This is a genomic window from Cellulophaga sp. 20_2_10, assembly GCF_023476645.1.
Lineage (GTDB): Bacteria > Bacteroidota > Bacteroidia > Flavobacteriales > Flavobacteriaceae > Cellulophaga.
The window spans coordinates 195,713-208,127 of sequence record NZ_JAMCOJ010000004.1; the positions used below are offsets into that span (position 1 = coordinate 195,713).

At 32.3% G+C, this 12,415-nt stretch carries 11 protein-coding genes; 1 reads left to right on the plus strand and 10 read right to left on the minus strand.

Going from position 1 to position 12,415, the window contains the following annotated elements:
- Positions 1-5 precede the first annotated feature (5 nt).
- From M4I21_RS09605 to gcvT, 3 genes are read right to left on the minus strand one after another with little or no spacing between them, the layout of a single operon-like run.
- A complete protein-coding gene (locus M4I21_RS09605) occupies positions 6-839 on the minus strand; it encodes a sugar nucleotide-binding protein (RefSeq protein WP_249558913.1) in 834 nt (277 codons plus the stop codon).
- A 16-nt stretch (positions 840-855) separates the two neighbouring features.
- Entirely contained in the window at positions 856-1,770 is a 915-nt protein-coding gene (locus M4I21_RS09610) for a glutaminase (RefSeq protein ID WP_249558914.1), read from the minus strand.
- Positions 1,771-1,777: 7 nt separating this feature from the next.
- A complete protein-coding gene (gene gcvT / locus M4I21_RS09615) occupies positions 1,778-2,863 on the minus strand; it encodes a glycine cleavage system aminomethyltransferase GcvT (protein ID WP_249558915.1) in 1,086 nt (361 codons plus the stop codon).
- Between the two features lie 239 nt (positions 2,864-3,102).
- On the opposite strand from gcvT, the gene M4I21_RS09620 reads away from it, so the two are divergent.
- Positions 3,103-3,753, plus strand: a complete 651-nt coding sequence (locus tag M4I21_RS09620) for an SDR family oxidoreductase (RefSeq protein ID WP_249558917.1) — start codon at positions 3,103-3,105, stop codon at positions 3,751-3,753.
- Here the strand turns inward: M4I21_RS09620 and thrC are convergent.
- From thrC to M4I21_RS09655, 7 genes are all read right to left on the minus strand, one after another.
- Positions 3,750-5,051 carry a threonine synthase gene (thrC, locus tag M4I21_RS09625; RefSeq protein WP_249558918.1) on the minus strand — a complete coding sequence of 434 codons (1,302 nt, stop codon included), beginning with the start codon at positions 5,049-5,051 and terminating at the stop codon, positions 3,750-3,752. The two genes, M4I21_RS09620 and thrC, sit on opposite strands and share 4 nt — an antisense overlap.
- A 29-nt stretch (positions 5,052-5,080) precedes the next feature.
- Positions 5,081-5,833 (minus strand): shikimate dehydrogenase family protein, encoded by a 753-nt coding sequence (locus M4I21_RS09630; RefSeq protein WP_249558919.1) that lies wholly within the window; start codon positions 5,831-5,833, stop codon positions 5,081-5,083.
- Positions 5,805-6,824, minus strand: a complete 1,020-nt coding sequence (locus tag M4I21_RS09635; protein WP_249558920.1) for a DUF368 domain-containing protein — start codon at positions 6,822-6,824, stop codon at positions 5,805-5,807. The genes M4I21_RS09630 and M4I21_RS09635 overlap by 29 nt, the downstream gene beginning before the upstream one ends.
- Positions 6,825-6,827: 3 nt before the next feature.
- On the minus strand, positions 6,828-7,841 hold the full coding sequence (locus M4I21_RS09640; protein WP_249558921.1) for a DUF368 domain-containing protein: 1,014 nt from the start codon (positions 7,839-7,841) through the stop codon (positions 6,828-6,830).
- 29 nt (positions 7,842-7,870) lie between these two features.
- Positions 7,871-9,271: a tetratricopeptide repeat protein gene (locus tag M4I21_RS09645; RefSeq protein ID WP_249558922.1), complete on the minus strand. Its 1,401-nt coding sequence runs from the start codon at positions 9,269-9,271 to the stop codon at positions 7,871-7,873.
- Between the two features lie 101 nt (positions 9,272-9,372).
- Positions 9,373-10,554, minus strand: coding sequence for an aspartate aminotransferase family protein (locus tag M4I21_RS09650; protein ID WP_249558923.1), 1,182 nt, complete (start codon positions 10,552-10,554; stop codon positions 9,373-9,375).
- Between the two features lie 7 nt (positions 10,555-10,561).
- Positions 10,562-12,289 carry an OstA-like protein gene (locus M4I21_RS09655; protein WP_249558925.1) on the minus strand — a complete coding sequence of 576 codons (1,728 nt, stop codon included), beginning with the start codon at positions 12,287-12,289 and terminating at the stop codon, positions 10,562-10,564.
- Between the last annotated feature and the right edge of the window lie 126 nt (positions 12,290-12,415).

The window sequence follows — 12,415 nt, forward strand, 5'->3', positions numbered from 1 at the left end:
TATTATTAAGAAAAAAGATGATGATCTATTGTGTCTTGGTATGCGGTGCGTAAATGCTTTGGTAGTTTGTTGCTTTTTGGCAGTACAGCTAAATACCTATCTTCATTAGATGTAAATACCCTTTTGTAGACAGGATTATACAATCCAATTTTAGAGATTATTTCTTTTATAAAATCCTCGTGGTGAACCAAATCTTCACTGCCTAAATGAAAAATTCCAGTTTTGTTATGGTTAATAATGTAATGCAATTGTTGTGTAAGTTTATCTATATGGGTAACATTAAAAACCAAATTAGGAAAAACTTCTATAGGTTCTTTGTTGTGCAATAGCGTTTTAATTTCCTTAATTCTGGGAGTGTTGTTGCCAAAAACCATTGGTAAGCGTACAATTATAGCTTTGCTTTTAGGTAGCCTAAGCAACATATTTTCAATCTTAATTTTTAAACGACCATAAATACTTAAAGACAATGTTTTGTCTAATTCGTAAGAAGGGTATTTGCTATAAGCATCAAAAACATTAGCAGAAGATAAAAATAGCAGCCTAGTTTTGTGTGTTGTAACATATTCTATTATATGTTGGTGCGCCAATACTTGTGCAGCAAAATTACCACGAATGGCAGATATAATATAATCTGGTTTTACGATTTCTAGTAATTCGTAAATATCTGTTTCTTCAACATTATAATAAAAAAACTGACCATTATCTTTAAATCCTTTTTCATTAGTACAGTAGGTACCATAGGTATCATAAAAAGCATAGAGCTCTTTATAAATAGCATTACCGATAAAACCGCTAGCTCCTAGAATTAATATTTTATTTTTAGATTTATTCTCTTTCATTACTCAGTTTGTCGACTTAAAAAATAGAGAGTTTAGTCTGGGTCGTAAATAGTTCTAATGCTTGCATTCCTAGTAAAGAATTTCCTTTAGCATTAAGACCGGGAGCCCAAGTAGAAATAATAAAATTATTAGGTAAAAGAGCAACTATACCACCACCAACACCACTTTTTCCAGGTAAACCAACTCTAAAAGCAAATTCTCCTGCTTCGTCATAAAAACCACAAGTAAGCATAATAGCGTTTATACGTTTTGCTTGGCTAACAGGTATTTGTTGTACATTATTTACGCACTTACCGCTATTTGCAAACAAGTAAAACGCCTTAGATAATTGTGCACAAGTCATATCTATAGAACATTGGTGAAAATAAAAATCTAAAACATCCTCTACATTATTTTTAAGATTACTAAACGATTTTAAAAGGTTGGCTGCAGCAAAGTTTCTATACCCTGTTCTTTTTTCTGATGCAGCAACATCTGTATTGTAATTAATAGTTTGGTCGTTAGCAATAGTTCTTACATAGTTTAAAAAATCTTCTTTCGGGTTTTTTAAATGTGTAACTAAAATATCTGCAACAACTAAGGCACCAGAATTTATTAACGGATTTCTAGGAATACCGTTTTCTAGTTCTAAAAGAGATAAATGATTAAATGGGTTACCAGATGGTTCTACGTCTACACGTTGCCAAATACGGTTATCCTCAAAAGCAATAGCTTTAGACAATGCTAAAACTTTAGAAATACTTTGTATAGAAAACGGTATATGTGCATCACCAGCAGCATAAGAATCGCCATTTATTTGTTGTAAAAAAATACCAAAACTATGTGTATTTTGCTTAGATAGTTCTGGTATATAACTAGCAACAACACCCTTAGCCTCCTCTTTACTAAGGTGGTTATGAATGTTGTTGATAATGCCTTGGAAATCTATCATATAAAAATTATGCCTTATAAAAAGGTAATTTTACTACAGTTGCAGCAACTGCTTTTTTTCTAATTTGTATAAATATTTCAGAGCCAGCAGTAGAAACCGCAGTTGGTACATAGCCTAAGCCAATTCCTTTGTTTAAAGAAGGAGACATAGTACCAGAAGTTACAATACCTATTTTAGTACCATTGGCATCTACAATATCATAATCGTGTCTAGGAATACCCCTTTCTGTAAGTTCAAAAGCAATTAATTTACGTTCTGGACCATTTGCTTTTTGTGCAGCTAAAGCGTCACTATTTACAAAATCCTTCGTAAATTTAGTAATCCACCCAAGACCAGCTTCAAACGGAGAAGTAGTGTCGCTAATATCGTTTCCATACAAACAGTAGCCCATTTCTAAGCGCAATGTATCTCTCGCAGCTAAACCAATAGGAGCAATATCAAAATCTGCACCTGCTTTAAAAATGGTATCCCAAACTTGTTTAACGTCTTCGTTTTTACAATAAATTTCAAACCCTCCAGAACCAGTATAACCAGTAGCAGAAATAATAACATTTTCTACACCTGCAAAATCTGCAACCTCAAAAGTATAAAACTTAATAGCAGCTAAATCTACAGCAGTAACAGACTGCATTGCTTCAATAGCCTTAGGACCTTGAATGGCTAAAAGTGAATATCCTTCAGATATATTACGCATTTCAGCTTTTATAGTTTCGTTGTATTTAGAAATATGGTTCCAATCCTTATCAATATTAGAAGCATTTACTACTAATAAATATTGTTCATCTTTAAGTTTGTAAACGATAAGATCATCTACAATACCACCAGTTTCATTAGGTAAACAGCTATACTGAGCTTTACCAATAACTAATTTAGAAGCATCATTAGATGTAACTTTCTGTATTAAGTCTAAAGCATTTGGACCTTCAATTAGAAACTCACCCATATGTGATACATCAAAAACACCTACACCTTTACGTACAGTTTCGTGTTCTATGTTTACACCAGCATAAGAAACAGGCATATTATAACCAGCAAAAGGGACCATTTTAGCGCCAAGAGCTTCGTGAGTAGATGATAATGCAGTATTTTTCATTAAAACAATTTATATAATTAGACTATTGTTAGTTTTTTGTCAAAGGTATCGAAAATTGTTTGTTTTATAAATCTGCTAAGACATTAAAATAAGTTGTTTTTGGGTTGATGTACTATAGGATTTAGGAATGAAAATGAAAGGTAAATTAGGCATCTAAACACTTTGTTAATTTTTATTAAACTAACGTTAAACTACTTAAGATATTAGGAATTGACGCTGTTGAATGTTATACTAAGTAGATGGAAAACATATTAGTAGCCGGTGCCAATGGTACCACAGGAAAACAAATAGTGAACCTTTTAAAAGAATCTCAATATTTTAACCCTATAGCAATGGTTAGAAAAGAAGAGCAAAAAGAATATTTTAAAGCAAAACAAATAGATACAGTTCTTGGAGATTTAGAGGGCGATATAAATAAGGTATTTAACGAAGTAGAAAATGTAGACAAAGTATTGTTTGCTGCGGGTTCTGGAGGAAAAAAAGTAATAGAGGTAGACCAAGAAGGAGCAAAGAGATTAATTGATGCCTCTAAAAAAAATAACATTAAAAAGTTTGTAATGTTAAGTTCTATGGGAGCAGATAAACCTGAAGAAGCAGAACAATTACAAGAGTATTTAAAAGCAAAGCATAACGCAGATGAATACTTAAAAACGAGCGGATTAAATTACAGTATAGTTCGTCCTGGATCTTTAACTAATGAGGAGCCCCATAATGAAATAGAGCTCCAAGAAAAGTTAAATAAAAGAGGTGAAATTAGTAGAAACGATGTTGCGCAAACCTTAGTAAGAACACTAAATGATGATGTTGCAAACAAAGTCACTTTTGAAATTATTAAAGGAGATACCTTAATTGGTAAAGCTTTAGATAAATTTTCTACTATTGAATCTTAATTTTTTTTTAATAAATAAGACTTTAATTCATTGTAGCTGCCAATTTTGGTGGCTACTTTTGTTTTATGTATAACCGACTGTATTTGTTCTGGTAATGGTTGTTTTTCTTTAATTACTTCTTCAACCACATTTAAAAATTTAGTTGGGTGTGCTGTTTCTAAAAACACACAATGTACATCATCATTATTATTATTTAAATAGGCTTTACAACCTAAATAGCCAACAGCCCCGTGCGGGTCTGCGACATAGTTGTGCTCTTTATAAATAGTTGCTAATGCATCTTTAGTTTCTTCATCAGTAAAACTAAAAGAAGATAAGTTTTCTTTTAAGGCTGAAAAGTTATTTTTGTGTAGCTCTTGTATACGTATAAAATTACTTGGGTTACCCACATCCATAGCATTACTTATAGTTTGTACAGATGGTTTAGGAGTGTAATCTTCTGTTTTTAGATAGTTGGTTACAACGTTATTCTCGTTGTTAGATGCTATAAAATGGTGAATAGGTAATCCTAATTTTTGTGCAACCATACCAGCACATATATTACCAAAATTACCACTTGGAACAGAGAAAACAATTTTTTTATGGGTATTATGTAATTGTTTATAAGCAAACATAAAGTAAAATAGCTGAGGCAACCAACGTGCTACGTTAATAGAATTTGCAGAAGTTAACTGCATTTTACTAGTTAGTTCTTCATCTAAAAATGCACGTTTTACCATATCTTGGCAATCGTCAAAAACGCCGTCTACTTCTAATGCAGAAATATTTTCCCCTAAAGTAGTCAGTTGTTTTTCTTGTATATCACTTACTTTTCCGCTAGGGTAAAGAATAACAACATGTACACCTTTAACACCTAAAAAACCATTTGCAACAGCACCACCCGTATCACCAGATGTAGCAACTAAAACGGTAACTTCATTCGTATTGTTGGCATTAAAATAACCAAGACAGCGCGCCATAAAACGTGCGCCAACATCTTTAAAAGCCATAGTTGGACCGTGAAAAAGCTCTAGGGTAGATATATTTTTATCTAGCCGAACAATAGGAAAATCAAATGACAAGGTTTCCTCTACAATAGTTTTAAGAACATCCTCAGGAATTTCTGGTGAAACAAATTGTTTAATAGCTGTAAAAGCAATTTCTGGATAAGATAAGTTATCTATATTTTTATAGAAATCTTCTGGTAAAGGCGTAATACTTTCCGGAAAATAAAGTCCTTTATCTGGTGCCAAACCTTTTATTACTGCATTTTTGAATGTAGTGTTAGGTGCTTTTTTGTTTAACGAGTAGTAATTCATTTTAAGGTATTCTAAATTTATGATGCGTGCTAACTGTTCCAGATTCTCCAAGACTCTTCGGCTTGGTGTTCTAACATATGCTGCCCGTTGCTTATTGTAGCGCCTTGTGCTTCGCCTGCACTTAAAAATGCCGTTTTATTGGGATTGTAAATTAAATCGAACAATAAATGTTCTTTGCCCAAATACTCATAAGGTATCGTTGCTTTATCTGTAATATTTGGGTGTGTCCCCAATGGTGTGCAGTTTACAATAACAGTATGCTCTTCAATTATATTTTTATCTAATTCGGTATAGGTAAATTGGTTTCCCTTTGCTTTTCTAGATACATATGTACAGGTAATTCCTAACTCTTCTAAAACATATTTTACAGCTTTAGATGCTCCGCCTGTGCCTAGAATTAACGCTTTAGTATGGTGTTTTTTTAAATGGGGTTCTATGGATTTTTTAAATCCGTATGCATCTGTATTGTAACCCACCAAACCGTTTGCTGTAAACTTTATAGTATTAACCGCACCAATAGCTTTTGCTTTAGCATCTAAACTAGTTAAAAACGAAATAATACTTTCTTTGTAGGGTATGGTAACGTTACAACCTTTTATGTTAGGTGTACTGTCTAAAGTAGTTTTAAATTCATCGATATTTTGATAGTCAAAATTTACATACTCACAGTCTGTTAACCCAAGGTCTTTAAATTTATTTGTAAAGTAGTTTCTAGAAAAAGAATACGCTATATCTTTTCCTATTAAACCATATTTATGCTGTTGCTTTTCTGTGTTTTCCATACCAATCTAGACCTAATAAAATACTTATTCCTATAACTACAAAAAAAACGGCCCACCAAGTTTCAGAAATCACAAAATCGGGAAAATAGCGAGAATAATTCTTAATAATTTCGTTTCCGTTAGAGTCTATTAAAGTATTCCCAAGGCCGTCTACTTTATAAACTGTTTTTTTCCAAGGCCAAACAACACCCAAAGAGCCGGTAATAAAGCCCAAAATAACAGCAGTTGTTATATGCTTAAAATGTTTTAAAACGTAACTTATAATGTGAGATAAACTAACCAAGCCAACCGCAGAACCAGCTGTAAAAACACCCAGAATAGTTAATATGTTTAAGCGTTCTGTATTTTTTGTAAAACTAAAGTCGCCTTTAATAACCTCGGCGAAAGTATCATAAAGTGCATTTACAGAGTCTACTAAAAGGAGTACATAGTTCCCAAGTAAAATTAAGATAAAAGAGCCAGATAAGCCTGGAAGCGTCATACCAGAAACACTAATAATTCCACAGAAAAAAATAAAAAAAAGATTGTCGTTTTCGGTAGCAGGATTTAAAAAACTAATAGATATACCAACGATTAAACCAATTATAGCAGCAAAAATGCTTTTCTTATTCCAAAGGTCAAAGTCTTTAGCTATGTAATAAATAGATCCAATAATCATCCCAAAAAAACAAGCCCAAACATTAAGCTCATTATGTTCTAAAAAATAGTCTAAAACTTTAGAGACGCTAAAGTAGCTTACAAGCATACCAAAAATAAGCAGGGTAATAAACGTACCATTAATGTAGGTGTAGAAACTTTTTAACCTGCCGTTTAAAAGTAGTTTTAAGGCTTTGTAGTTAAATTTTTGAAGTGAGTATATAAATTCCTCGTAAAAACCACCAACAAAGGCAACAATACCTCCAGAAACACCAGGTACTTTATTTGCAGCACCCATACATAGTCCTTTTACAACAAGGAGAAGCTTGTCTATAAATGTTCTAGTATGTGTCATTGATTAGTTATTTTTAGTAGCTACTTTTTCTAGTATAAAAATAGTTAAAAAACCGGTAACCATGAGTGCAATAGCGATCATAGTTTGGGCATCTATATAATGGTTTAATGCTGAATATTGTATTGGTAAAATACTTTCTTCTGTAACTGTTTTAAAAGATTCAAAATTGTTTATGTTTTTTTGATGTACGGCAAGTGTACCAAGGTCAGATATTGATGAAAAAGGAACAATTTCACCAGTTTCATCTATCATAACAGATACTGTTTTTTTCCAAGGCCAAACTTTGTTTAAAGATCCTAAAATAAAACCAGTTAAAAGAGCAAGAGTAGTGTTGTGGTAATTTTTAAACAACCATTTTAAAATTCTACTAAAACTTAATAATCCTATTAAAGCTCCCGTTGCAAAAAGTGCTATTTTTTTTAAGTCAAAATCATGAAATGCATCACTTAATGTTTTATAAGCACCCATTATTACTAAAATAAAAGACCCAGAAATACCAGGTAAGATCATTGCACAAATAGCTATAGCGCCAGCAAACAACAAATAATATGGATTAGAATTAGCTGCCAATGCAGGTAAACTTGTAATGTAATACGCTAAACCTGCCCCAATTATTAAAGCAACTATAGTTAGGGCATTCCATTTTGTAATTTGTTTGCCAACAAAGTATATACTCACTACAATTAAACCAAAAAAGAAAGACCAAATTAAAACAGGGTGGTATTCTATTAGGTATTTTGCCAAACGCATAAATGAAATAAAACTGATAATTATTCCGGTCAATAGAGCCAGTATAAAATTACCATTTGCTTGTTTCCAAAATGCTTTTAATCCATCGTTTTTTAATGTCTTAAATAATGATAAATTAATAGTGCTAATGCTATCAATTAACTCTTCATAAATTCCAGAAATAAAAGCAATTGTACCTCCGGAAACTCCAGGTACAGCATCTGCTGCTCCCATTGCTAAACCTTTAAGCGTAATAATTAAATATTGTAATAAGCTACGTTCTTTCATAATTTTAATAAAAACGTAAAAATATAGATTTATTTGGAAGAGTTGCCAAATTCTAGAATAATGTTGTTTATCCACACATTATTTTTAAACTGAGGAAACTCCAATTTAAACATTGCAACTTTTTTAGTGTTTGCTTTTAGGGCTTTTACTAAAAATTCTTTTGCCTTAATAGTTTGATCTAGTACCATATGAGCACCTGCTATTTTATATAAAACATCTGAGTTGCTAGGGTAGAACTCTAAGGCTTGTTGTAGTATTTGTATCGCAGAATGTGGATCTCCTTTTTTTAATACCAAACTACTCCAAAGCAACCACGTTTTTAATTCGCAATCTCCTAAGTCTACCATTTTTTGGTAGGCCATTTCGGCCTCTTCAATTAGACCTAAAGCTTCATTAATATAGGCGTTTTTCTCCCAGTAGAATAAGTTTTCTTCTTCTATATTAATAGCTTTTGTAATGTATTCTTTAGCTTTTAAATAGTCTTTTTGTTTCATGTAAAAGTTAGTAATAGCTAACCAGCCCTTATCTAATAAAGGATCTTCATGAACTGTTTTATAGTAATTTAACTTTGCTAATTCTGTATTGCCAAGTTTTTCATGACATTTACCAATACGCAAATAAGCAAACGCAGAAGGATCTTCAATCTCTATAGTAAATTCATAATTTTCTATAGCTTCATTGTAACGTTTTAAGCGTTCTAGAATTTTTCCTTTTTCAAAATAAGCACCAACAAAAGTATCATCAGATATAATTGCAAAATCAAATGCATTTATAGCTTCATTATACATTTTTTTAGCAAAATATTGTTTTCCTAATTGATGCCAAGCAACTTCACAGTATGGGTTTTTTTCTAAATATTCATTTAAAAATTCAATGGCACCATCATAGTCTTCTAGAAAATCGAAACAATAGATGATGTTGTATAGGGATGCGTAATCTTGCTCATCAAACAAAACACATTGAATAAAATGCTTTTTAGCTTCTTCAAAATTATCCATAAAAAGATGCTCCATTCCCAATAAAGAGTGTATGTCTATAGCGTCTTCAGATAAAGTTAAAGCTTTTTCTAGTAGTTTAATTGCTGTATTATGATCGTCTTTTTTAGAGAAAATGTTTGCTCTTTGTATGTATATTTCTTCGTTATTACTGTCTATAGTCTGTAAACTATCTAGCATACTTTCTGCAAGCTCAAGATTGTTTTCAAAAACATGTACTTCTACTTCTAAAAGCTTAAGCTCTATAGTACTTGGGTGTTGGGTTAAACCAATTTTAATGGCTTTTTTTGCCAATGACATTTTACCATTATTTAAATAATGGTGAATTATGTCTTCAAAATCCTCTGCGTCAAAGAAATAGACATCATCTGTCTTTAGCATTGACTCAAATTTTGCTATTGGTCTGTCTGGTCTTTCTTCAGCTTCAAATGCCATATAAATTCTTTCTTACTTAATAAGATTAAAATAAAAGTAACGTTTTAGGTCTCTTTTTTGGGGTCGTAGGTTTGTATATTATTAACAAAATAGTTAACAACCTATTTCTCGTAGTTGTCTAAAGCGTCTAATATTAGCTTGCATCCTGCCATAATTTCTTTCGTAGAAATTGTTAGGGGAGGAGAAATACGTACTGCTTTAGGTTCAAATAGCAACCAGAATAATACTAGTCTGTTTTTTGCACAATATAGTATAACATGGTTTGTAATATCGGCATTTTCTAGCATAATGGCTAGCATTAAACCTTTACCTCGTACCTCAGTAATATACTTGTGCTTTAGTAGCTTTCTAAATAATTTTTCTTTTTCTAAAGTAGCATCAATAAGACTACTAGTAGTTAATTCTTGTAAGGTAGCTAAACTGGCTGCAGCAATTACAGGATTGCCTCCAAATGTTGTGATATGCCCTAGTTTAGGGTTGTTTTGTAAGTTTTTCATTAAGTCGTTAGATGCAACAAAAGCACCTACAGGCATACCAGAGGCCATACCTTTACCAATGACTAAAATATCTGGAACACAGTTGTAATTTTCAAAAGCAAATAATTTTCCTGTTCTTCCAAAACCAGGCTGAATTTCGTCTAAAATTAGAAGTGCACCAACAGCTGTACAACGCGCTCTTACTTTTTCTAAATAGTTATTTGTTGGTACAATAAAACCTGCACCTCCTTGTATGGTTTCTAAAATTACAGCGGCTGTATGTTTTGTTATTTTATCTAATTCTTTTTCTGAATTAAAATTGATAAATGTTGTGCCAGGTACCAAAGGTCTATATGCGCTTTTTTGCGATTCTGAACCAGAAACACTCATACTACCCATTGTATTTCCGTGATACGAATTGTGTGCAGCAATAATTTGATGCCTCCCAGTAGCTCTTTTGGCTAGTTTTAACGCTCCCTCTATAGCTTCTGTACCAGAATTAACCAAGTAGGTAGTTTCTAAGTTTTCTGGTAGCAAAGAGGCTAATAATTTAGCATATGCAACAGCTGGTTTTTGGACATATTCGCCATAAACCATAACATGCATGTATTCTGAGGCTTGTTTGGTTATTGCATCTACTACTTTAGGGTGACAATGCCCTAGAGTACACGCAGAAACACCTGCAACAAAATCTAAATGTGCATTGTTGTCTTGATCGTAAATATAACTGCCGCTAGCTCTAGAAACTTGTAAAGTTAAAGGATGCGGACTAGTTTGTGCTTGGTAGTGTAAAAAGTCCTTTTTCACCTGTAATCTATTTTTGTTGCTTAAGTTTTGTTTTTGGTGCTGGCTTTACTAGAGTAGGTTTAGGTAAACTCTTTTTTCTAGTTGCTTTATTATTGGGCGGGTTATTTACTGGATCTCCTTGGTTTTTATGGCGCTCTTGTTCTTCTGCGTCTATATCTATAGGATTGGTAATACCTCTTATTATTGGGAGAACAATATTATTATCGTCCTCATCAAAAATATCTTCTTTGGTATAAATACGTTGATCGCCATACCAAACAAAGCCTTTTAGTTTTACGCCTCTTTCTGGTTCTTGACCTTCAGGAAATGTTGTGCCAGATGGGTTTATGTAATAGGTAATAACGTCTATAGCATTTTCTTGCATAAGCATACTTACCTTACCACAAAGAGATTCATCTATCCCTATAAATTCATTTTCATCATTATAAGAATAATAAATTACCTCTACATTTTGTACAAGATCTATCATATTTAGTTCGTTGTTAGTAAACTTACCAAAGAGATTTTTACCTTTTGCTTGGTTGTAGCCAGTCTGACTAATACTGTCTAAAGAGATAATAAAAGCATTATTTATAACTTTAAGCGAATCTAATTTATCAGTTTTTAGATCGCTAATTAAATGTATGCTATCTCCCGTCATTTGGTTATCAATATTCCAAATAATGGGATTTGTAATAAGTTGTGTTACTCCAGTTTTTTGGTCAAAATGAATAGAATCGCACTTGCCACTTATGTCCGTCTTAAAAAATTTAGCATTTCTAAAGGCACGTATAACTCTATTGTCTGGTTTTCCTGTAATCATTAAAGTATCTCCGTGCATATACAAAGAGTCTTTGTCCATGACGTTAATTGCAACGGCTCTTTTAGTAGCAAAAACAGAATCTTTTTCTTTGTAAACTTCTGCGTAGTGTGCTCTTATTACACCATCGTTTACGGTATCTGTTACAACAATATTGTTTGTTGCAGAAGCAAATTGTTTGCGTTTGTTAAAGTAAACACTATCTCCCTCTATAATTTTATTACTGTAATCTATTCGCGTATTTTTTATTCCGTAACCAGTTTCTACTTTTGTATCGTAATAGCCACGTTCACAATACATTATGTAATCTTTCCCTGTAACGGTAGAAGGACCATACATATAGAGGTGTTCTGACTCTGTATAGTAATCTAATTGCTCTGATAACACGTGGTATTTTGGATTTTGTACCGTAACACTATCTTGTAATTGGTATTTATTAGTGGTCATAAAAAAACGACCAATTCTACTTTTTATAGTATTTGCGGTATCTATAATAGTACCAAAATGTCTGTAGTACGATTCTTGTTTTTCTCTATCAAAATATAAAGTATCTGTAGTAAGTGTAGCGTCTGGACTTTGTAAAACCACTTTTTTTGATGCTTTAGCAAGTTTAATATCTCCAAAATACTCAAGTTTGCCACTATCCATTTGTATGGAGTCGCCCTGTTGCATACGAACATTATCTATAGCAATAAGTTTATTTTCTTTAGGATAAAATACAGCAACGTCACACCAAAGTGTTGCTCCTTGGTGTTCAAACTCTACCTGTCTTTCGCTATCTCTACTAAATATAGAGGCGCCAGGGTACTTCACTTCATTTTTGGTAAAGTTAGCACCATGTACTATGTTTATTTGTTTTTTTTCAGTTGGTTTAACCTGTGCGTTAACTCCAAAAACAAACAATAATAAACCTATAACTATTTTAAATTTTAGCAAGTTTTAAATTTTGGTCAAAAATAGGTTTTTTTTGATTGTTCTTATAACAGATTGGCATAGAATTAAGATTATGCATTTATAAGATTATGAGGAAGTAAAAAAAAAGCCACATTTTAAAATGTGGCT